Below are 19907 nucleotides of genomic sequence, written 5' to 3'. Positions count from 1 at the left end.
GCTACGGACCGGCGTCCGGCGGTGAATCCGTCAGACGACTGAGCCGGTCAGGCGCCGATCCCGGATCCTCGTACATGGTGCCGACAGGCGACGCACCCCGTAGGGTCACCACGTGCCTGAATGGATAACGAGCAGAGCCCTGGTGGGGCGTGCGCGGGAGCTTGGCGAGTTGCGCGTCTTCCTGGACGGCGTGGCGAAGGACGGCGGCTGCCTGCTGCTCGTCGGCGAGGCGGGAGTGGGCAAGACCTCGCTCCTGGCGGTCGCCGCCGACCACGCCGCCGCAGCCGGCATGCGGGTCCTGCGGGCGTCCGGTGTCGAGTTCGAGGCGGAGGTCGGCTTCGCCGGCCTCCATCAAGTGGTGGCTCCCCTTGCCGCCGAACTGGCCGCGCTCCCAGCCCCGTCGCGGCAGGCGATCAGCGTCGCCGTGGGCCTGGCCGAGGGGGCCGCGCCGGACCGGCTCGCACTGACGAACGCACTGCTCACCCTGCTGTCGGAGGCTGCCGGCCGGGACGCGTTGCTGGTGGTCGTCGACGACCTGCAATGGCTCGACCATGCGAGCGCCGTCCTGCTCGGCACTCTCGCCCGCCGCCTGGCCGGGTCGCGCATCGGGCTGCTCGGCGTCGTGCGGACCGGCGAGGGCGGCGTGTTCGAGGACGCCGGACTCCCAGAGGTCACCGTCGGACCGCTCGCCGCCGCCGACGCGACGGCACTCCTCACCGAGGCATTCCCCGAACTCCCTCCCCGTGCCGCCCAGCAGGTGATCGCAGAGGCACAGGGCAACCCCCTGGCACTGATCGAGCTCCCGGCGCACACCGGGCCCGGCGACGCCGACCCCCCGTTCGGCCGCACCCCCGTCGGCCGGCGCCTCCAACTGACCTTCGCCCGGCGGATCCAGGGACTTCCCGACCGGACACGCGCCCAGCTGCTCCTCGCCGCGCTCGACGGGTCCGGCGCCCTGTTCCCGGAGATCGCGCCCGCCGACCTCGAACCGGCCGAACACGCCCGGCTGATCCACATCCATCCGCTCACCCGGAGCATCCGCTTCCGGCATCCGCTCACCCGCTCCGCCGTCGTCGAGCTGTCGACCCAGGAAGAACGCCGCGACGTACACCGGCAGCTGGCGGACCGGCATCCGGCCGACTCCGAACGCCGCGCCTGGCACCTCGCCGAGGCCGCATCCGCGCCGGACGAACACATCGCCCAACTGCTGGAGGAGGCCGCGCTCAGGACGAAGCGGCGCGGCGACCCGGTCGGCGCCATCGGCCTGTTGCTACGCGCGGCCGAGCTGAGCCCGGGACCGGACGCGCACCACCGCCGGGCCATGTTCGCGACCTACCTCGGCGCCGACGTCACCGGGGACCTCACCGACCCGCGGGCGCTCGTCGCCCGACTCCCCGGCCAGGGCCACACGGTGACGACCGCCGTGGCAGCCGCGGCCTACATGGTCAACAGCGGCGGCGACATCGACACGATCCACCGCCTCCTGCTCGGTGCGCTGCGCAACGCCGCCCGGCCGATCGCGGCCTGGGACGCCCCGCTGAGCGAGATCGTCTACGTCATGCAGGCGAACTGCGCTTTCGGGTCCCGCGCCGACCTGGTGGGCGACTACCGCGCGGCGCTCGACCGGATCGGCCTCGCGCCTCCGGGCATCCTCGACCTGCTGGGGAACACGTTCCTGGAGCCCGCGCTCCGGGCCGGCCCCTCACTGGCCGCACTCGACGAGGCGATCGCCGGCATCGGTGAGCAGGCCGACCACGCCCACGCGGTGCGCCTGGGCATCGCGGCGCTGTACGTGGACCGGCTCACCGGATGCCGGACCGCGCTGTGGCGGGTGGTCGAACACGGCCGGGCCGGCGGGGCGATCGCGTCCGCGATCAAGGCGTTCGCGCTCCTGGGGTTCGACGGCGTGCTCAGCGGCGACTGGGACGCCGTCCTCGAACTGGCTGACGAGGGCCTCGCCTTCACCACCCGGCACCACTACCGGCTGCTCGGCGGCTTCCTGGAGTACGCCCAGGCGATGGTCGCCGCCGCCCGCGGCGACCGTGAGACCGTCCGGCGCCTCGCCGACGGCCTCGTGGCCTGGGCGGCACCGAACAGTGTCGGCTTCGTGCTCCAGCTCGCCGCGCACGCCAAGGCTGTCGACGCCCTGAGCCACGGGGAGTTCGAGTCGGCCTACAGGCACGCGGCCGAGATCTGCGCACCGGACATCGTGCCCACGCACAAGCCCGCGGCGCTGTGGGTCCTCCTCGACCTCGTCGAGGCCGCCGTCCGCGCCGGCCGCAGTGCCGAGGCACGCACACATGCCGACGACATCCGAAACTCGGGCGTCGCCGAGATCTCGCCGCGCCTGGCGATGGTGGCAGCCGCAGTGGAGGGGATGACCGCCCCGGACCCTTCGTTCCGTGAGGCGTTCGACGCCGCGTTGGCGACCCCGCGAGCCGACCGCTGGCCGTTCGCACAGGCACGGATCCGGCTCGCCTACGCCGAACGACTGCGGCGCGCCAAGGCCCAGTCCGAAGCCCGGCACCACTTGGCCAACGCCCTCGACACGTTCGAGCGGCTCGGTGCCGCCCCCTGGGCAGCGCGGGCGCGAACCGAACTCCGCGCGACCGGCACGCCCTCCGCGCACCCAGCCCCCGGGCCGGCCACCGCGCTGACCCCGCAGGAGCGCGAGATCGCCGAGCTCGCCGCCACGGGCCTGACGAACAAGCAGATCGCCGCACGGCTCTACCTCTCACCACGCACCGTGAGCAGCCACCTGTACCACGTCTTCCCCAAGCTCGGCGTCACCTCGCGAGCGGCCCTGCGGGACGCCCTCGCCCACTCGCCGCTCTCGCCCGACTGACGAAAGCCGAGATACCGGGCAGACCTGCCGGGCAAGGCCCTGCCTTCCTGCCCGGCACCCACCGCGATCACCCGACCGAGACTCCCGTTCGACGAACCGTCACCAGCGCCAGCACCCTCGACGGACCGTGACGGCGCGGCCGGCGCACTCAGCGGCTGGGGAGCGTAGAAGGAGCATGGGCGGCGCCGGGCCCGCACTGCACGGCCGAAGACCGGCGATTGTGCTGCGGTCAGGGTGTCGTTGGCGACCAGGACGTCGTCGTCGGCAGCCGCGGTCAAGCCAGACCCCGCGAGACGGGCACGTCGACGAAGGTGCCGACGGTCCGCCGAAGAGCGGGTCCGGTCACCTCCATCTGTGCTCGCCGCCGTGGCAGCCGTACAGGCCGCAGGTGAGCGGCTCGTCGTCGACGTCGAGCGCGGTCTCACCGGTGCGGCGGGGCAGAAGCACGATCCGGTACGGGCCCCCGGTCTTCCACAGCGCCCACCCATCACGGCCCGATGGCCGCGCGCCGGCGGCTCCGTTCCGGGGCGTACGGTCACGCCTCTGTGCCGGTCGCGGGCCGGGGCTTTCGAAGGCTGATGAACTCCTTGGCCCGCTCGACGCGTGAGCGGTGCGGGCCGCCCGTCGTGGTGCACCGGGCGTCAGCGCCCTGGCCGCAGCCGGGACAGGCCATCTCGTACACCCGCCACGGGGGCGGCGGCTTAGGTTGGTTCCGCTGCCGTTCCCTGCGTGCGTCGATGATCGGCCGGAGCCGCTCGTCATGGGGCACGTGCCGCACCTGACGGGTGTGGCTCACGTTGTCGACGACGCGCTCCTGGCCGCTGCCCGCTCGGCAGCGTGGACAGCTGGTTTTGATCCAGTGCCGCCGCGCGACCGCCGACCCGGCACTCCTGGGGCTCGGTCTCCCGCCTGCGGACGCCGAGCTGCTGGAGACCGGGTGGTCCGTCGTACGCACCGCCGACGTCGACGTCCTGCGCCCCTGAGAACCCGCTCATCGAACGGAAGGAAGCACGCACACCCCGTGCTCGACGTCGAGAAGCACTCCATGGAGATCTGGACTCTCTACGGCCACCACCGACTCGGCCGGACCTTCGACCTGCCGGAGCTGGACGGCTGGGCCTGGGACATCCCTCGTAGGCACGGGGTGCAGATCACAGGACTGAGCGAGTACGGCGTCGGACCGGGCGAGCACAGCCGGGGAACGCCCATGCGGCCGGGCCTGGTGATCGGCTACGGCACAGTCCGGCCGCGGCAGATGACCCTGCCCCCACCAGCACTCTGCTGGTGGTCGCCGGCCTGCCCCGGCCGGGGAGTGGCTGGCCCGCCTGCGAGAGCACACCGACAAGCCGGTCAAGTACCTTGTCCTGTCGCACTACCGCGCCGTACGCGTCCTGGGTGCGAGCGCCTTCGACGCCCAGGTCGTCATCGCCCACCACCGAACCCGTGACCTCATCGCCGAACGCGGCCGGCAGGACAGGGCTTCGGAACTCGGGCGCATGCCACGGCTGTTCAAGGAGCCCGGCTCCGTCTCGCTCAGCTGGTGGGGCTGGGCCAGGTGCGCCGCACCTGGCCGTCCGTCATGGCCGTCGTGTGCGCCGCTGGGCCCGTTGCCAGACCGAAACCGATCATCAGGACCTCGGCGTAACGCTGCCAGGTGTCGGGCGCGATGTCGTGGGTGCGGTCGGCCACCGCACCGACCATGTACAGAAAGGCGTACACGTCGGCGGCGGCGAAGTCTCCACGGACCGCGCCGGCCGCCACGGCGCGCTCCGCCAGGCCCTCGACGAGCCGGGCGAGATCGTCGCGCATCCGGGCGACCGGCTCCGCCTCCACGCTCGCGTTGGCGAGGACGACCTCCAGCGCCTGGTCTCCGGCCCGCCACCGCGCCGCCTCCAGGAGGTAGTGGCGCAGGGCCTGTCCGGGGTCCGGCTGCTGTGCGGATGCCGAGGCGAGGTGGAGGAACGTGGTGAACCGTTCGGTGAAGAGGGCGTCGATCAGCGACTGGAGGTCGGGGAAGCGCCGGTATGTCGTGGCGACGCCGATGCCTGCCTCGCGCGCGATCTCGTTCAAGGGCACCGTGGCCTGACGCCGCGCGAACATCCGGGCGGCTGTCCGCATGATGAGTCGGCGGTTTCGTTCCGCGTCCGCTCGCAGTGGGCGGTCCGTCTCCCGGGTCACACGGGGACGCTTTCCGTCGCCGCGTGCCGACGCAGGCGTCCCGCCAGCAGCAGCAATCCCGTGACGGCGCTCCACAGCAGCCAGGAGTAGACCCCGCCGCGCTCGAAGGCCCCGGCCGTGCTCGGCGACACGCCCACCAACGCCTCGCTCAGCAGACCCAGGACGCCCACCGCCACGCTGCAGGCGCGGTACACCGGCGGCAGCCCCAGATTCCGCAGAGCGCCCGCCAGAATGGCCACCGAGTTCGCGCAGAGGATGCCGACCGCAGCGGCTCCGCCGTGGATGAAGAGGCGGTAGTCCGGGCCGTCCGCGGAGCCGTGGAACAGCCCGACCAGCACCATGGCCGCACCGTGCGTGACGGCCAGGGCGACGAAGACGCGACGGGCACGCCCGGTGACCAGGCGGGACAGGAGCACGATGCCGGTCGCGAACAGTAGCCCTTCGAGCGCGAACGACGCGTTCATCAGAGGATGCAGCGGAGAACAGAGCTCACGGCCCTGGAACTTCGCACCGCAGTCGGGCACGCCGAGATCGCTGATGTAGTTGGCGGCGTAGCTGTAGGGCGGAGCGGTCCAGGCGGCCGCGGCGACCGCCTCGGCGGCGATCCACTGCACCGTGTTCACCACCAGGATGACCGCTCCCAGTGACAGGAAGGCATGGCGCGACATTCGACCTCTTCTCGTCAGGTCCTTGGAGCGATCACCCTACCCCTAAGTGGATTGATTAATCCACTTAGGGGGTGGGGCGGACCATCCTGGGCGTGTCACCAAGGCAAGGCCGGCACTCGGGAGGGGTGCGCGGCCGCGCTGGCCGGCAGGTGCCGGTGCCTCCCACGGAACGGCGTCCGTTCGACAGGTGCTTGGAAGACGACTGACAGGGCTTCGACAGCTTCTGTCGGCCAAGCTCGGGAGGAACCGATTCCCCAGCGATCCCGACGGGTCCCCACCGAGGAGCCGCCGCACGGGCCTGTACGCCGTCCTCGGCGTGGACGCGGCCGCCGTCCGGTACTGCGCCGCGACCTGTCGGCCAGATCCGTGGCAGCCGCGGAAACGGCCGTCGAACCGAAGCGACAACAAGAAAGCGAACTGACCGTGGAGCGAGCAGTGCCCGTCCTCGCCCGTACCGGGATCACCGTGATCCCGGTACGGCGCTCCGTACCCGCCCGCGACGGCGGGGCCTCCGCCGTCGCGGCCCCGCCCGCCGGACCCTCCGGTGCCGGCCCTGGTGGGTCCGGTGCCGCCGTGCCGACGCTCACCGAGGAAAGCGCTCGGACGCAGGGCGTCGATGTCACGATGCCCGGCGCGACCGCCACCAGCGACGCCTACCGGAAGTCCCTCCAGGTCTCGATCGACACGAAGGGGAACTGACATGCGCAGGGTCGAGCACGTGATGGGGTTCCCGGTGTCGCTGCGGATCGACGACGCGGACGTGCCCGAGGGGGTCGTGGACGGGGTGTTCGCGTGGCTGAGGGAGGCGGACGCGCGGTTCAGCCCGTTCGACCCCGACAGCGAGGTGTGCCGCCTCGACCGGGGGGAGACCGGGCCGGACGGCATGAGTGCGGACCTCAGGGAGGTGCTGGAGCTGGCGGAGCGGTACCGGGTCGAGACGGGGGGCGCCTTCGACGTACGGCTGCCTGGGCGGGGGCTCGATCCCTGTGCCGTGGTGAAGGGGTGGTCCGTACAGCGGGCGGCGCTGCTCCTGCGGGAGGCGGGGGTCCGGAAGTTCTGCCTGAACGCGGGGGGTGACGCGGTCGTCGCCGGGGGGCCCTGGCGGGTGGGGATACGGCATCCCGAAGCCGCGGACCGGATGTGCGTGGTGCTGGAACTCACCGACGCGGCGGTGGCCACCTCGGGACGGTACGAGAGGGGGGACCACATCGTCGACGGGCGTACGGGGTTGCCCGCGACGGACCTGCTGAGCCTGACGGTCGTCGCCCCGACGCTGACCGAGGCGGACGTGACGGCGACCGCCGCGTTCGCACTCGGCACGGAGGGCATCGCCTGGGCCGCCGGGCGGGCCGGCTGCGAGGTGTTCGCCGTCGACGACCGCCGGCGGGTCCGCAGGAGCAGCGGCCTGCCCGTCTACCGGACCGGGGAGTCCGAGGGAGCAGAGGACACCGGGGGGCCCGAAGAGATCGCGGGGAGATCCGGGAGATCCGGGAGATCCGGGAGATCGAGGGGACCAGGCGGGCAGATGTGACGGAACTCGACCTCCCCGCGGCTCCGCCCGTCGTTCCGGAATCCGGGCCGACGCCCGCGTCGCCCCGCGTTCTTGCGGGAGCGGCCACCGGCTTACCGGCCATGGCGGACCGCGCACCCCGCGTGAGCCGTCGCTCCCTCCTCGCCGCGAGCGGCGCAGGCGCCGCCGCCGAGGAGACCTCGGAGGCCGTGAACGAGGGCGAGCCGGAGTTCGAAGGCCCGATCCCGAAGCTCCCGCCGGACAGCAAGACCACCTCACTGCGCGGCGCGAAACGACCTGCCCCGTACCATCAACGCCACGGACCCCTTCTGCTCCGGAGACACGGCGGCGGACGGCCTGCTCGCAGTGGAATGGACCGCACCGACGCGACCCGGCCGATCCGGGCGTCCATCAGGACCGCCGTCGATCTGGACGCCTTCAACCCGGGACGTCGGGGCAACCCGCCGCCCGGCCCGGCCCGTGCTTCGCCATGATCGGCGACGCTGGGGACCGGACTCGGCCCCACGGCGCGCGGTGGCGGCTGCTGTCGCTTCCTCAGCAGGGGCGGAAGGAACTGATCTTGTCGTTGATCCACCAGGGAAGTGTGGCCCACCATTCCCAGGGACCGATCCGGAACTCCAGCCCACCGTAGCCGGGGTGCTCGTAGAAGCAGATGGAGTAGGACGAGTCGTTGACGATCGAGGAGACCTGGTCCTGGTACTGACCCATGTTCGAGTTGACGTTGGGCATGTGGAAGGGGAGGGAGTAGCCGCCGTAGTTGTCGTCCCGCCGGAGACACAGGCTGCGCCCGTCTCCCATGCAGCCCGCGGCATCGGCGGGGGACGCGTTCACGAGGACACCGGCCGAGGCGGCGAGGACGGAGGCGGCGCCGAGCAGCGCCAGCCGGGACTTGAGGTGCGAGAGGACGGAAGTCCTGCCTTCGACGCTGGAGCGCATGACTGCCTTTCTGCCGAGGTGCTGTCCGCTTGCCCGTACCTGACCAGTACGGGCAAGCGGACAGAGTGGAGAGGCCTGCTCCGGGCCGGTCGGGCATGACGGGTCCGGAGCGCGTGCTGTCGTACGGATCCGCTCCGGTCAGCAGGGGCGGTAGGACGAGATCTTGTCGTTGATCCATCCGGGGATCGTGGCCCACCATTCGCCGGGGCCGATCCGGAATTCGAGGCCGCCGTAGTTGGCGTGCTCGTAGAAGCACAGGTGGAGGTCGGTGCTGTTGCCTATGGAGGACACGCTGTCCTTCGCCGGGCCGGTGAGGTTCGCGATCTGCGAGGGCGCACCGCCGGGGTACACCGGGATCGAGTAATTGGGGTTGGCGTAGATGAAGACGCCGGACAGGGCGCCGGCCGGAGCGGTGGTCGCCGCAGCAGCCGTGGGCGCGGTCGCCACCAGGCCCGCCGACGCCGCCAGGACTCCCACGGCACCTGCCGTGACCACACGCTGTCGGAACTTCCTCAACAGTGGCATGAACGTGTCCTTTCCTTGCGGGCAGGAGCCCGAAGCGAAGCGCATCGGACCCAGGGGGCGGGCGTGTGCCATGGCGCGATGCTGCATGTTCTTGCTGAAAGCATCGGAAAGAATTTTCTCCAACCGGAGCCAGGAAGACAAGAGTTCGGACTGAGGTTCGCCGTCGACACTGACGGCCGGACGTGCCGGCCTGGTCCACGAGTCGTAGGGCGATGCGAGACCCGGGCCGGAGTGGGCGGTCCGCCAGAGGGAGCCGGCCGGCGAGGTGGCGACCGCGATCAGGTCACGGACCGCCTCGGGGGCAAGTGGAGCCCGGCCGCGGTGCACGGCGGCGATGACGATGTCGACGAAGTCGAGGGCGGTGAGCTCGAAAGCGCGCAGCCCTTCGGAGGTCACTCCGCGGTCCAGGCCTCGACGCCCACCAGGACGTCGACACCATCAGGGCACTTCTGCCCGACGTGGACGACGAGGCGGTCGACCTGGCGTTCGGCGAACGCGCCGAGGCGTTCATCCCGATCTTCCGCGAGCAGCGCGCGGGTCCGACCCGGCGATCACGGCCGCCGTCATGTACCGCGTGGTCACCGACGGCGACACCGGGCAGGTCCGGTACTGCAGCGGCCCGGACGGTGAGGCGATCCCCCGTGTCAAACGGCTACGTCACCCCGTCCCCGCTCTCCGGAGCGGGGACGTCGACTTCCTGACCGACTTCGCCATGGATCCCATGGGGCGGTGGCGCCACGTCGACAGCGACAAGGGCAACAGGATCGTGCGGTACGTCATCGACGTCGAGACCGGCGTGTTGACGCCCACCGGACGGGAGTCTCCCCAGCCCGCCCTGGACATGGTGGTGCTCCGTGGTCCACGCCCGGCCGTTTGAGGGCCGCCGCGCCCAGCGGCGCACGGGAAGCCTGCCGATGCCTCAACGGCGTTGCGGCAGGCATCCGGTCACACGGTGCCCGGCAGAGCGCCGAGCTGCTGCATGAGCGAGAACAGGTTCGCCACGCCCCAGTGCTCGGTGATCTTTCCCTCCCGGACCCGCATGGCGTCCACGGTGTCGAAGCGGATGCGCCGGCCGGTGGGCGCGATACCGAAGAACTCGCCCCTGTGCGTGCCGTGGTAGGTCTTGTAGGTCGTCACCAGGTCACCGTCGGCCGCCTGCCAGTGGATGTCCGCACGGAAGTCGGGGAATGCCTGACGGAGCACCTGATAGAGCTCGCGCGCGCCGGCCTTGTCGGGAGTCCGGCCCGGCTGGGGCGTGTGGTCCAGGAAGTCGTCGGCGAACAGCTCGTCGAAGAGGGCGAAGTCACCACCGCCCTGCACCTCTTGGGTGTTGCGGCGGACGACGGCCTTGGCCGCCGCACTGAGATCGTTGTCGCTCATGCGGATCCTTCTCGGACAGGCGCGCTCGCGTGGTACGCGGGTCGACAGCGGAGTCGGTCACGGGGCGGGGCCCCGAGGGTGAGTACCGTACCGGTCGCTCAGCGTGACGGACGTGTTCCGACATGCGCCTCGGCGTCAGCGACCTCGGAGAGACCGCTCCGTCGACGGGTGCCGGTGCGCCGGAGGGCGGGCCGAGCGGACCGGCCGCCCGGTCGTCAGCCTTCGGACTCCCGTTGGGTCCGCAGTGCGACGACCTGCATGTCCAGCGCGAACTCGAAGCGTTCGTCGAAGGTGCCGGTGTTGACGTAGGTGGCGGCTTCGCGCAGCGCCGGGTAGGCGGGGTCGTCGAACACCGTGGTGTCCTCGGGGGTCGAGAGGGACTGGGCCTGCTGCTCCTGGGTGATGCCGAGGATGAGGTAGAAGAGGGTCCAGTTCGCCCAGGCGGCGGTGCGGGGTGGGAAGCCGGCGTCGAGGAGGGTCTGGATCATCGTGTCCGCGAACCGGTAGGTGTTCGTCTCCGTCGTGGACAGGCCGGCCAGCAGGCGGGCCGCGTCGCGCCGGGCGAGGATCGCCCCCCGGCACCAGCGGGCCAGAGCCCGTACGCGGTCCTCCCAGGGGCGGGGCAGGGCGGCCGTGTCCAGGTCGGCGAGGACGGCGTCCGACATCAGCACCAGCAGGCGCTGCTTGTTCTCCACGTGCCAGCGCACGGTGTTGTGCTGAACGCCGAGGCGGTCCGCGACGGCGCGCATCGTCACCTTCTCCAGCCCCTGCGCGTCCAGCACGTCCAGTGCCGCGTCGACGACGGCCGTCCGGCTGATGTTCATGGTGCCCTTCTCTGCCGTGCCTCGTACCCCGCGGGCAATATACAGCGCCATCGCGCCACCTCTTGTCCAATGGACAAGAGGTGGTTATTGTCCATTGGACAAGAGAGAGGAGGACGAGATGGTGAGTGGCCTTCAGTCCCTCCGGGATCCGTCCGCCGAAGCGACTTCCGCGCGCGAGATGCGGGTGTTCGTGCGCCAGGTGCGGTGGGAGGCCGACGGTGTCGTCTCGGTCGACTTCGCCCGCCCCGATGGGCAGCCGCTGCCCCCCTGGCGGCCGGGTGCCCACGTCGAGCTGGCGCTGCCGACGGGCGTCGTGCGGCAGTACTCGCTGTGCGGATCCCCGCAGGACCGCTCCGCGTACCGCATCGGGGTGCTGCGCGAGCGTGCGAGCCGGGGCGGATCCGAGTACGTGCACGCCTTCCTGCGGCCGGGGCAGAGCGTGCGGTTGCGCGGCCCGCTCGACAACTTCGACTTCCGGCGGGAGGAGTCCTACCTCTTCGTCGCGGGAGGAATCGGCATCACTCCGATTCTGGCGATGGTCCGGCAGGCCGCCGCGTGGGGCCTGCCCTGGAAGCTCCTCTACGGCGGCCGGACCGCCGCCTCGATGGCGTTCACGGACGAGTTGAGCACCCATCAGAGCAGGGTTCACCTGTACCCCAAGGACCGGACGGGCCGGATTCCGCTGGCGCAGTGGTTGGACCGTCCGCGCCCCGGCACCGCCGTCTACGCCTGCGGACCCGAGTCACTGCTCGGCGCGATCGAGGAACGGGCCTCGCACTGGCCGCCCGGGTCGGTCCGCCTGGAACGGTTCAGGGCACGCCCCAAGCCGCCGCGCGACAACATGGACGTCGAGGTCGTGTGCGCCCGCTCGGACCGCACAATGCTCGTACCCGCGGACACGAGCATCCTCTCCGCACTCCAGCACGAGGGCCTGCCCGTGACGGGCTCCTGTCGCGAGGGCGTCTGCGGCACCTGCGAGACACGGGTGCTCGAAGGTGAGCCCGACCACCGCGACGACATCCTCACCGCCGAGGAACGGGCGCACGGCGACCGCATGTACCCCTGCGTGTCCCGGGCGCGGAGCCGGCGCCTGGTGCTCGACGTGTAGGACGCACACGACTCGAATCCCCGGAAGGGCCGCCATGAGCATCAGCCTGGAACGCGGCGTCCGCACGGCCGCCGACGACTACACCCCCCTCTCCATGGACCGCGTACGCGAGGTCATCGGACACCCGCCACCCTTCATCGCCGACAAGAAGGACACCCGCATCGGCGAGTTCACCGCCCGCTTCATCGCGCACAGTCCCTTCTTCTGCCTCGCCTCCTCCGACGAGGCCGGGAACCTCGACATCAGCCCCAGGGGCGACCCGCCCGGCGCCGTGCGGGTGCTCGACCCGTGGACCCTGGCCATCCCCGACCGGCCCGGCAACAAGCTCGCCGACACCTTCGAGAACCTCACCCGCAACCCGGGGATCGCCCTGGTCTTCCTCGTCCCCGGGCTGCGGGAGGTCGTCCGGGTGAACGGGACCGCCTTCATCAGCGACGACCCCGATCTGCTGCGCGCCCTCGGTGCCGACGGCAAGCCGGCCGTGCTCGCCATCGTCGTGCGCGTACAGGAGGTGTTCTCCCAGTGCGGCAAGGCTCTGATCCGCTCGCGGCTGTGGGACGGCGACGCACGACGCCTGGCCGAAGCCGTCCTGCTCGGCGGCGACTTCTACACCATGACCGTGGCAGAGAACGCCGCCAAGATGGCCGAGAACCTCGGCGACCAGCTCGGCGAACTCACCGAGATCGCCGAACACCACTACCGCACCACGCTGTACTGAGGCCCCGTGCCGGCTCCCGGTAGCGGTCAGTGATCTCCTCGGCCTGGCCGGCCGGCAGTGGACCGCCGTGGTCCGAGGCCCGGCCGTCGGCCCGGTCCAGAAAGTGCGAACGGACACCGTCGGCGTCCTTCCCGGCAGACGGCGCACACGGCCGGGGACGTGGTGGTGTTCTGACTCCTGTCGGCGGCCCTTGATCTGCGACGCTGCCGCCTATGCTGAAGTGGCCCACAACGGGGCGGAGTTGCCCCGCCGCGCAGCCGTGGTTGCCGGTCGAAGGTGCTGGGGCGCCGGTAGGGGCCACAGGCAGGCGGGGGAGGATTCACCGTGATCGGACGTACGGAGACGGTCGACGGGGGCGTCGAGCTGACCCGGGCCGCGCAGGCCGGGGACTCGACCGCGCTGGGGCTGCTGCTCGAGGAGCACCGGGCAGGTATGCGCGCCGTGGCCCTGAGCATCCTGGGCCCGGGCCCCGACGTCGACGACGTGGTCCAGGACGCGGCCGTGGTCGCCCTGGTGCGCATCGCGGAGCTACGGGATCCGCGGGCCGTCGGGCCATGGCTGCGGATGATCGTCCGCAACCGGTGCCGGACGCTGCTGCGCGGCGTCGTGCCTGTCGGGTCCGTCGACGCGCTCCACCCGCGGCACCCGGATCCCGGCCCCGAAGAACTGCTCGATCGCCACGCCATGGGGGACTGGGTCTGGGAGGCGGTCGAGGAACTCCCGGATACGCTGCGACTGCCACTGGTGCTGCGCCACTTCACCGACGGGGTCACCGCCTACGACCGCATCGCCCAGGTCTGCGGCGTACCGGTGGGAACGGTCCGCAGCCGGCTGAACCAGGCACGGGCCAAGCTGACCGGAGCCCTCGCGGCCACGGCCGACCGGGCGCACGGCGATGCCCGCACGCGCACCGCGGAGAGCTGGGACGAAGCCCGCCACACCCTGGACGAGGCCGTCGCCGGGCACTTCGGCCGGGTCCTTGCGCAGGGCTGGTCCCCTGAGGTCGCCCTGATGAACGGCCGCACCCGGTTGGGCGGGACTGATCTGCTCACCCGCGGTATGGAGGGTGATCTGGCCGCCGGCGTGCGCCAGAGGCCGGTGAACGTCGCCGCCGGGCGGACCCTGACGGTGTGGGAGATGGACCTGCTCAACCCGGCCGACGACCCCGACCACTGTCCCGAGTCCGTGGCCTGGGTCATGACCCGGACGGGCGGCAAGGTGACGCAGCTGCGCCTTTTCCATCCGACTCCGCTCAAACGGCCCGCCATGCCGGAACGTCCGACCGGCTGAGCCCCGGACCGGCCGCGGACTGTATGACGCGCGTCACAGCCCTGCGATCGAACTTCTCCTCCGCCCCCGCGTCTAGTCGGTGTCATCGCCCCACCACACAGAGCGGGAACACTCCATGGCACCTCTCCACGGGCCCCTGGCCGAAGGCGTCCACACCCTCAAGCTGTCGGACGTCGTCCTGCGCTACCACGTCCACGGCACGGGACCGGTGTGCCTGGCGCACCCCGGCGGTCCCGGCATCGACTGGGAGTACCTGCGCGTTCCGGAGCTGGAGCGGCACCTGACCATGGTCTACGTCGAGCCGGCCGGAACGGGCGGATCCACCCGCCTGTCCACCCACCCCCACGGCTACACCCGCGAGCTCTACAGCCGCCATCTCGCCGAGTTGATCGCGCAGTTGCCGGTCGACAGGGTCCACCTGCTGGGCCACTCGCACGGCGGTTTCGTCGCCCAGTACCACGCGGTGCACCGCCCGGAGAGGCTCGCCGGGGTGGTGCTGTACGAGAGTGCCCCGGTCACCGGGGCCGAGCACGGCGAGGAAGTCGCGCGACAAGTCGGGGAGTTCGCCGCCCGGCATGCCGGCCGCCCGGAACTCCCCGCCGTGATGGCGGCCTTCGGGTCCGTCCCGGCGATCGGCGACGACGCGGCGATGGTGGCAGCCGCCCGGGGGATCGTGCCCGCGTACGTCGCGGACTACTGGGCGGACCAGCCCCGTTGGAACCAGTTCCGCCAGGCGCTGCGGGCGACGTACATCTCCGGACGCGACGAGCACGGCCGTCCCGACCTGTTCGACGACCGCGAGGCGCTGGCCACCCTGCGGCTGCCCGTACTGGTCGTGGTCGGCCGCCATGACGTCGTGTGCGGGGTCAGGTGGGCCGAGGAACTGCACAAGCTCATCCCCGGCGCCCGGCTGCTGGTCCTCGAACACAGCGGTCACTTCGGGCACCTGGAGGAACCCGACCTGTTCGCTCGCGGGGTCGCCGCCTTCGTCACCGGCTGCCGCTGACCCCTGTCACGCCGCCTGATGACCATCCTGAGCGGGGAAGGAAACGCCGGCGACCGGCCCACCCGGTCGTGCTTCCAGGCCGTGATCATCGGCTCGATCGACGCCCACTGCTCGTCCGCCGAGTCACTCGGGTACGGCTCTCTCCTCACGCTCCGCACCTCGGCATGGACATGCCCTTCAGAGGTAGCTCACGCCGGTCAGCTGTTCGGCCTCCGCCCAGAGCCGATGGCCCGTCCCGGGGTCGCCCGCTTCGGCACCGATCCGGGCCTCCCTCACGTCGCGGCCACGCATCTCCTGGTAGCCGGAGGGACCGAAGAACTGTCCGCCTCGCACGTCGGGCGCGGTGGCGGCATGGAGCAGCGGCGACGAGCGCCGGCACCTCTTCGACCTCGCCCGCGCCGCCCGGCGCCCGGTCCGAGCCCATCCCCACCGCAGCGCCGAACGCGTCCCGGAGAGCACCCGGCGCCTGCTGCATGTCCTGGCCACCCCCGGCCCGGTGCTCGGCCGCCACCTCGACGTCCTCGCCTGGAACCCGCTCGCCGAAGCCCTGCTGGGCGATCCGGCGGACCGGCCCCCGGCGGATCGCAACACGGTCTCGGTCCTGTTCCGGGAGCCCGAGGCACGCATGCTCTGCCCGGGTTGGGAGAACATGGCCCGCCAGTACGTGGCGATGTTGCGCGCCGCCGTCGCCGATGACCCGGACCATCCGCGTGCCATGGCGCTCGTCGGCGAGTTGAGCATCCACAGCGCCGCCTTCCGGCGCCTGTGGGCCAGGCATGACGTGCGGGAGAACGTCCATGGGACCACGCTGTTCCAGCACCCCGAGGTCGGCGGAATCACCCTCGACTGGGACACCTACCCCTTGCCCGGCGATCCTGGCCCGGTCCTCCTGGTCTTCACCACCGAACCCGGAACCACGGATGCGGGGCGCCTCCAGCTCCTCGCGTCACTGTGGGCGACCCGCGACACAGCCCCCCGACGGTCTGCGGCCGATGAGATTCGCCGGCAGCCCGCGTGAGCGAGGTGCGGCCTCATCCGTCCGTGGCAGGACATCGTTGAGAACCACCAGGAAGAACTGCGCTCGATGCCAACGGGCCGCGGCGGCACGTCTCATCGGGACGAAGGCCCCCGGATGACACCAGGGTTCCCGCGAGGTCTCCGGTTCTCGTACTCACGGCGGGCCGGTGGGCGGTGCGACGGCGAGGGGTCGTAGCGCCTTGTGCACCGTCCCGGTCGCGGCGCCGTGACGGAACACCGTGATGGGAGCGTCGAGTTCGCCGATCACAGAGAGCGTTTCGCCGTCGTGGGTGCAGGCGAGGTGGGTGAAGGCGAGGTGGCGGGGCCCGGTGCCGGGCGGCAGAGCCTCCTCGCTGACGCGCTCGTCACCTGACATGGCGCTCTGGGGCCCCTGTATCGACGTTCGTCCAGGGCTTGTGGCCCCGGCATGGTGTCTCCATGCACCCCCGAGCCCCCAACTATGGTGTCCCACCACATACGCCACCGACCTGCGCGTTTCTACGGTGTGGCGACACGAACTCGTCCCCGTCACCCCGCTCGGAAGTGGTGCACATGGCCGCCGCAACTCCCGCCCCCGCGTCCCCCACACCCCCCGGCTCGCTCAAGCGCATCGTCGCCGCGAGCCTCATCGGGACCACCATCGAGTGGTACGACTTCTTCTTGTACGGGTCCGCCGCCGCGCTGGTCTTCAACAAGCTGTTCTTCCCCGGGTCCGACCCGCTCGTCGGGACGCTGCTCTCGTTCCTGACGTACGCCGTCGGGTTCGCCGCGCGGCCGCTCGGGGCGCTCGTGTTCGGACACTACGGGGACCGGCTCGGGCGGAAGAAGCTGCTCGTGCTGAGCCTGCTGATGATGGGCGGGGCGACGTTCGCGATCGGGCTGCTGCCCACCCACGCCACCGTCGGGTCCGCCGCGCCCGTGCTGCTCACCGCGCTGCGGCTGGTGCAGGGATTCGCGCTCGGCGGCGAGTGGGGCGGCGCCGTGCTGCTCGTGTCGGAGCACGGGGACGCCAAGCGGCGCGGGTTCTGGGCCTCGTGGCCGCAGACCGGCGCGCCCGCCGGGCAGCTGCTCGCCACCGGGGTGCTGTCCGCGCTCACCGCGCTGCTCTCGGAGTCCGCGTTCACCTCGTGGGGCTGGCGGGTGCCGTTCCTGCTCTCAGGCGTCCTCGTGATCGTCGGCCTGTGGATCCGGCTGTCCGTCGACGAGTCGCCCGTCTTCAAGGCCGCCCTCGCCGCCGCCGAGGAGCGCAAGGCCGACTCGTCCGCCACCACCCAGACCGAGAAGATGCCGCTGGTCGCCGTGCTCCGGCACCACTGGCGTGACGTCCTGATCGCCATGGGCGCCCGGATGGCCGAGAACATCTCGTACTACGTCATCACCGCGTTCATCCTCGTCTACGCCACCACCCAGGTCGGCCTCACCAAGCAGACCGCCCTCAACGCCGTCCTCATCGGCTCCGCCGTCCACTTCGCCGTCATCCCGCTCTGGGGCGCGCTCTCCGACCGCATCGGCCGCCGCCCGGTCTACCTGATCGGCGCCGTCGGCGTCGGCCTGTGGATGTTCCCCTTCTTCGCCCTCATCGACCGGGCGACCTTCGGCAGCCTGCTGCTCGCCGTCACCGTCGGCCTCGTCCTGCACGGCGCGATGTACGCACCGCAGGCCGCGTTCTTCTCCGAGATGTTCGCGACCCGGATGCGCTACTCCGGCGCCTCCATCGGCGCCCAGTTCTCCTCCGTCGCCGCCGGAGCCCCCGCCCCGCTCATCGCGACCGCGCTCCTCGCCGACTACGACAGCTCGACCCCGATCGCCCTCTACGTGATCGCCGCCGCGCTCCTCACCGTCGTCGCCATCGGCTGCGCCCGCGAGACCCGCGACCGCGACCTCGGCGACGTCACCGGCGAGGCCGCCGCCCGCACCGCGGGGCCGGTCCGCGCCGACGCCTGACGCGTACGGCGAAGGGCCCCGTTCCGGTCGTACCGGAACGGGGCCCTTCGCCGTACGCCGACCGCGTCAGGGCTTCTGCGGCTTCTCGCAGATCACCTTGTCGCGCGGCGTGTAGTGGGTGTTGTAGCTCTCCCGCTTGACCTCCTGGCCGCCGTTCTTGAAGACCCGCTCGACCTTGATGTCGAAGCCCTCAAGCGGCTCCTGCACCTCGCACTTGGCGCTGGAGTCGCGGCGCTCCTTCGGCTGCGTGATGTTGGTGCGCGGGCCCGCGACCGCCTCCACCGAGTCGTACTTCTTCGTGCCGAGGAAGCTGACCGTCACCGACTTGTCCGTCGAACTCGCCTTGATGTAGATCGGCTTGCCCGAGTCGTTGCGGAACTTCAGGTCCAGGGTGCCCCACGCCACCGTCGCCTCCCGGCCCGCCGGGTAGCGCTCGATGTAGAACGAGTGGGCGCCGTGCTCGACCGGCTTGACGCCCGCGAAGAACAGCGCGTTGTACATCGTCGTCGCCACCGCCGAGACACCGCCGCCGGGCGCCTTCTGGTACTGGCCGTCCATGATCATGGTGCCGTCGACGAAACCGTTCTCCTTGGTCCGCTCGCCCACCGTGCGGTTGAAGCTCCACACGTCGCCGGGCTGCACCACGGAGCCGTTGATCAGCTCGACCGCGCGCCCGATGTTGGTCGTACGGTACGGGGCGGACGGGAAGTTCACCGTGAACGTCGACATCTGCTCGGTGATGCCCTGCGCGGCCAGGCTCTTCGAGGTGACCTTCGGCTCGGTGACCTTGGTCGTGACCGCCGCGGTACGGGCGGTCGTGCCCTGCTTCGTGAGCAGCGGCTCCACCGCCTCGCCCAGCGCGTCCGCCGTGACCTCGCGGCCCGCGCGGCCCTCGCGCTCCACGACCACCTTGCCGTCGCGGACCCCGAGCTGCGCCTCGACCGGGGCGCCGGTGAAGGTGCTCAGCGGACGGGCCACGTCGGGATCGCGCATCAGCGCCTTGGCGTCGAGGGACGGGGTGAGCCGGCCGTTCGCCGCCTTCACGTCCAGGTGGTCGCCGAGCGTCGCCGCCGGGATCGACAGTCGCTTGTCGCCCGCCGTGAGGGTCACCGGAGCCGAGACCGCCGGGTCCGCGAACTCCTTCACGAACCGCGACACCTCGGCCTTGCCGACCTTCGGCTCGGTCACCGAGACCGGCAGCACCACGGGGGCGGCGCCCGACGGGGCGACCCCCGTCTCGCCGCCCGACCCGACGGCGGGGCCGGTGCCCGGGTAGGCGGCGCGCAGTGCCTCGACGGCCTTGTCGGTGTCCAGCTTCCGGCCCTCGCGGGGCTCGGTGACGACCGGCTTGCCGTCCTTGAACGCCACCGACCCCTCGCGTACGGCACGGTCGTGCTTCTTCGCGGTCTCCGCGACCGCCGCCCCGGCCTTCGTCGCGTCGAACGAGACCACCGGCTCGACATCGCGACTGCCGGAGGAGAACAGCCGGCCGATCACCGTGAACGGGTCGCGCGCCGGGTCCGCCGCGCGCTGCGCGGTGGCCGCCACGTCGACCGTCAGCCCGGCCGCGGCCGGGTCCACCGTGGCCCGGGTGTCACCGATGGTGACCGGGATCGGCGCCTTCCAGGCGTCGGGGGCCGAGGCGCTGAGCCGGGCGGCGGCCTCGGCACGGCTCAGGCCGCCGATGTCGACGCCGTTCACCTTGGTGCCCGCGGATATGTCGTCACCGGCGGTGACGAGCCCGGCGACGTACAGTCCGCCGGCGACGGCCGCGACCACACCGGTCGCGATCGCCGCCGTGCGTATGTGGCCGCGGCGCCCGTGGGAGCCCGCGGCGGCGGTGCGGTCGTTCGTGGAGCGGCGCACACAGCCTCCCGGTGCGGTGAGGAGTCGGATGACTCGACGGAAAGATTCGGAAAGATTCGGCAAGATTCGAA

21 protein-coding genes are annotated in these 19907 nt (G+C 71.6%); 12 read left to right on the top strand and 9 right to left on the bottom strand.

What is annotated here, in order from left to right:
- Positions 1 to 112: 112 nt before the first annotated feature.
- Both ACIPXM_RS20440 and ACIPXM_RS20435 read left to right on the top strand, forming a co-directional pair.
- Positions 113 to 2845: an AAA family ATPase gene (locus ACIPXM_RS20440; protein WP_401657267.1), complete on the top strand. Its 2733-nt coding sequence runs from the start codon at positions 113 to 115 to the stop codon at positions 2843 to 2845.
- Positions 2846 to 3642: 797 nt separating this feature from the next.
- Entirely contained in the window at positions 3643 to 3828 is a 186-nt protein-coding gene (locus tag ACIPXM_RS20435) for a hypothetical protein (RefSeq protein WP_401657265.1), read from the top strand.
- 550 nt (positions 3829 to 4378) lie between these two features.
- On the opposite strand, the gene ACIPXM_RS20430 is transcribed toward ACIPXM_RS20435, so the two are convergent.
- Both ACIPXM_RS20430 and ACIPXM_RS20425 read right to left on the bottom strand, forming a co-directional pair.
- Complete coding sequence (locus tag ACIPXM_RS20430; RefSeq protein WP_401657424.1) at positions 4379 to 4921, bottom strand: TetR/AcrR family transcriptional regulator; 543 nt, start codon at positions 4919 to 4921, stop codon at positions 4379 to 4381.
- 98 nt (positions 4922 to 5019) lie between these two features.
- A complete protein-coding gene (locus ACIPXM_RS20425; RefSeq protein ID WP_401657263.1) occupies positions 5020 to 5691 on the bottom strand; it encodes a DUF998 domain-containing protein in 672 nt (223 codons plus the stop codon).
- A gap of 423 nt (positions 5692 to 6114) precedes the next feature.
- Here ACIPXM_RS20425 and ACIPXM_RS20420 point away from each other — a divergent pair, with 423 nt between their 5' ends.
- From ACIPXM_RS20420 to ACIPXM_RS20410, 3 genes are all read left to right on the top strand, one after another.
- Positions 6115 to 6390, top strand: a complete 276-nt coding sequence (locus tag ACIPXM_RS20420; RefSeq protein ID WP_401657261.1) for a hypothetical protein — start codon at positions 6115 to 6117, stop codon at positions 6388 to 6390.
- A gap of 1 nt (position 6391) precedes the next feature.
- The gene (locus ACIPXM_RS20415; RefSeq protein ID WP_401657259.1) at positions 6392 to 7222 is read left to right on the top strand and encodes an FAD:protein FMN transferase; all 831 of its coding nucleotides are present in this window, start codon (positions 6392 to 6394) and stop codon (positions 7220 to 7222) included.
- Positions 7223 to 7344: 122 nt separating this feature from the next.
- Entirely contained in the window at positions 7345 to 7695 is a 351-nt protein-coding gene (locus ACIPXM_RS20410; RefSeq protein WP_401657257.1) for a hypothetical protein, read from the top strand.
- 61 nt (positions 7696 to 7756) lie between these two features.
- Here ACIPXM_RS20410 and ACIPXM_RS20405 read toward each other — a convergent pair whose 3' ends face one another.
- Both ACIPXM_RS20405 and ACIPXM_RS20400 read right to left on the bottom strand, forming a co-directional pair.
- A complete protein-coding gene (locus tag ACIPXM_RS20405) occupies positions 7757 to 8158 on the bottom strand; it encodes a peptidase inhibitor family I36 protein (protein WP_401657255.1) in 402 nt (133 codons plus the stop codon).
- A gap of 138 nt (positions 8159 to 8296) precedes the next feature.
- Positions 8297 to 9079 carry a hypothetical protein gene (locus ACIPXM_RS20400; protein WP_401657253.1) on the bottom strand — a complete coding sequence of 261 codons (783 nt, stop codon included), beginning with the start codon at positions 9077 to 9079 and terminating at the stop codon, positions 8297 to 8299.
- Between the two features lie 178 nt (positions 9080 to 9257).
- Here ACIPXM_RS20400 and ACIPXM_RS20395 point away from each other — a divergent pair, with 178 nt between their 5' ends.
- On the top strand, positions 9258 to 9560 hold the full coding sequence (locus ACIPXM_RS20395; RefSeq protein WP_401657251.1) for a hypothetical protein: 303 nt from the start codon (positions 9258 to 9260) through the stop codon (positions 9558 to 9560).
- Positions 9561 to 9628: 68 nt separating this feature from the next.
- Here the strand turns inward: ACIPXM_RS20395 and ACIPXM_RS20390 are convergent, their stop codons facing one another.
- Positions 9629 to 10063, bottom strand: coding sequence for an ester cyclase (locus tag ACIPXM_RS20390; protein WP_401657249.1), 435 nt, complete (start codon positions 10061 to 10063; stop codon positions 9629 to 9631).
- Between the two features lie 215 nt (positions 10064 to 10278).
- Positions 10279 to 10887, bottom strand: a complete 609-nt coding sequence (locus tag ACIPXM_RS20385) for a TetR/AcrR family transcriptional regulator C-terminal domain-containing protein (RefSeq protein WP_401657247.1) — start codon at positions 10885 to 10887, stop codon at positions 10279 to 10281.
- Between the two features lie 118 nt (positions 10888 to 11005).
- Between ACIPXM_RS20385 and ACIPXM_RS20380 the strand changes: the two genes are divergently transcribed.
- From ACIPXM_RS20380 to ACIPXM_RS20365, 4 genes are all read left to right on the top strand, one after another.
- Complete coding sequence (locus ACIPXM_RS20380; protein WP_401657245.1) at positions 11006 to 11995, top strand: PDR/VanB family oxidoreductase; 990 nt, start codon at positions 11006 to 11008, stop codon at positions 11993 to 11995.
- A 34-nt stretch (positions 11996 to 12029) separates the two neighbouring features.
- Positions 12030 to 12713 carry an MSMEG_1061 family FMN-dependent PPOX-type flavoprotein gene (locus ACIPXM_RS20375; RefSeq protein WP_401657243.1) on the top strand — a complete coding sequence of 228 codons (684 nt, stop codon included), beginning with the start codon at positions 12030 to 12032 and terminating at the stop codon, positions 12711 to 12713.
- A gap of 324 nt (positions 12714 to 13037) precedes the next feature.
- Complete coding sequence (locus ACIPXM_RS20370; protein ID WP_401657241.1) at positions 13038 to 14003, top strand: RNA polymerase sigma factor; 966 nt, start codon at positions 13038 to 13040, stop codon at positions 14001 to 14003.
- A 115-nt stretch (positions 14004 to 14118) separates the two neighbouring features.
- Entirely contained in the window at positions 14119 to 15009 is an 891-nt protein-coding gene (locus ACIPXM_RS20365) for an alpha/beta fold hydrolase (protein WP_401657239.1), read from the top strand.
- A gap of 177 nt (positions 15010 to 15186) precedes the next feature.
- Here the strand turns inward: ACIPXM_RS20365 and ACIPXM_RS20360 are convergent, their stop codons facing one another.
- Positions 15187 to 15342, bottom strand: a complete 156-nt coding sequence (locus ACIPXM_RS20360) for a hypothetical protein (protein ID WP_401657237.1) — start codon at positions 15340 to 15342, stop codon at positions 15187 to 15189.
- Between the two features lie 10 nt (positions 15343 to 15352).
- Between ACIPXM_RS20360 and ACIPXM_RS20355 the strand changes: the two genes are divergently transcribed.
- A complete protein-coding gene (locus tag ACIPXM_RS20355; RefSeq protein ID WP_401657235.1) occupies positions 15353 to 16027 on the top strand; it encodes an XRE family transcriptional regulator in 675 nt (224 codons plus the stop codon).
- 153 nt (positions 16028 to 16180) lie between these two features.
- Here the strand turns inward: ACIPXM_RS20355 and ACIPXM_RS20350 are convergent, their stop codons facing one another.
- Complete coding sequence (locus tag ACIPXM_RS20350; protein ID WP_401657233.1) at positions 16181 to 16402, bottom strand: beta-propeller fold lactonase family protein; 222 nt, start codon at positions 16400 to 16402, stop codon at positions 16181 to 16183.
- Between the two features lie 176 nt (positions 16403 to 16578).
- On the opposite strand from ACIPXM_RS20350, the gene ACIPXM_RS20345 reads away from it, so the two are divergent.
- On the top strand, positions 16579 to 17970 hold the full coding sequence (locus ACIPXM_RS20345) for an MFS transporter (protein ID WP_401657231.1): 1392 nt from the start codon (positions 16579 to 16581) through the stop codon (positions 17968 to 17970).
- A gap of 66 nt (positions 17971 to 18036) precedes the next feature.
- On the opposite strand, the gene ACIPXM_RS20340 is transcribed toward ACIPXM_RS20345, so the two are convergent.
- The gene (locus ACIPXM_RS20340; protein ID WP_401657229.1) at positions 18037 to 19836 is read right to left on the bottom strand and encodes a VanW family protein; all 1800 of its coding nucleotides are present in this window, start codon (positions 19834 to 19836) and stop codon (positions 18037 to 18039) included.
- Between the last annotated feature and the right edge of the window lie 71 nt (positions 19837 to 19907).

It is taken from the genome of Streptomyces sp. NPDC090025 (assembly GCF_044748125.1).
Lineage (GTDB): Bacteria > Actinomycetota > Actinomycetes > Streptomycetales > Streptomycetaceae > Streptomyces.
Note: the sequence above shows the minus strand (reverse complement) of the source record. Positions and strands in the feature narration are given on the sequence as shown.

Excerpts from the sequence above, each read along its gene's own strand:
- ACIPXM_RS20405 (WP_401657255.1), bottom strand. The coding sequence starts at position 8,158 with ATGCGCTCCAGCGTCGAAGGCAGGACTTCCGTCCTCTCGCACCTCAAG.
- ACIPXM_RS20350 (WP_401657233.1), bottom strand. The coding sequence starts at position 16,402 with ATGTCAGGTGACGAGCGCGTCAGCGAGGAGGCTCTGCCGCCCGGCACC.
- ACIPXM_RS20415 (WP_401657259.1), top strand. The coding sequence starts at position 6,392 with ATGCGCAGGGTCGAGCACGTGATGGGGTTCCCGGTGTCGCTGCGGATC.
- ACIPXM_RS20425 (WP_401657263.1), bottom strand. The coding sequence starts at position 5,691 with ATGTCGCGCCATGCCTTCCTGTCACTGGGAGCGGTCATCCTGGTGGTG.
- ACIPXM_RS20385 (WP_401657247.1), bottom strand. The coding sequence starts at position 10,887 with ATGAACATCAGCCGGACGGCCGTCGTCGACGCGGCACTGGACGTGCTG.
- ACIPXM_RS20375 (WP_401657243.1), top strand. The coding sequence starts at position 12,030 with ATGAGCATCAGCCTGGAACGCGGCGTCCGCACGGCCGCCGACGACTAC.
- ACIPXM_RS20390 (WP_401657249.1), bottom strand. The coding sequence starts at position 10,063 with ATGAGCGACAACGATCTCAGTGCGGCGGCCAAGGCCGTCGTCCGCCGC.
- ACIPXM_RS20365 (WP_401657239.1), top strand. The coding sequence starts at position 14,119 with ATGGCACCTCTCCACGGGCCCCTGGCCGAAGGCGTCCACACCCTCAAG.
- ACIPXM_RS20345 (WP_401657231.1), top strand. The coding sequence starts at position 16,579 with ATGGCCGCCGCAACTCCCGCCCCCGCGTCCCCCACACCCCCCGGCTCG.
- ACIPXM_RS20380 (WP_401657245.1), top strand. The coding sequence starts at position 11,006 with ATGGTGAGTGGCCTTCAGTCCCTCCGGGATCCGTCCGCCGAAGCGACT.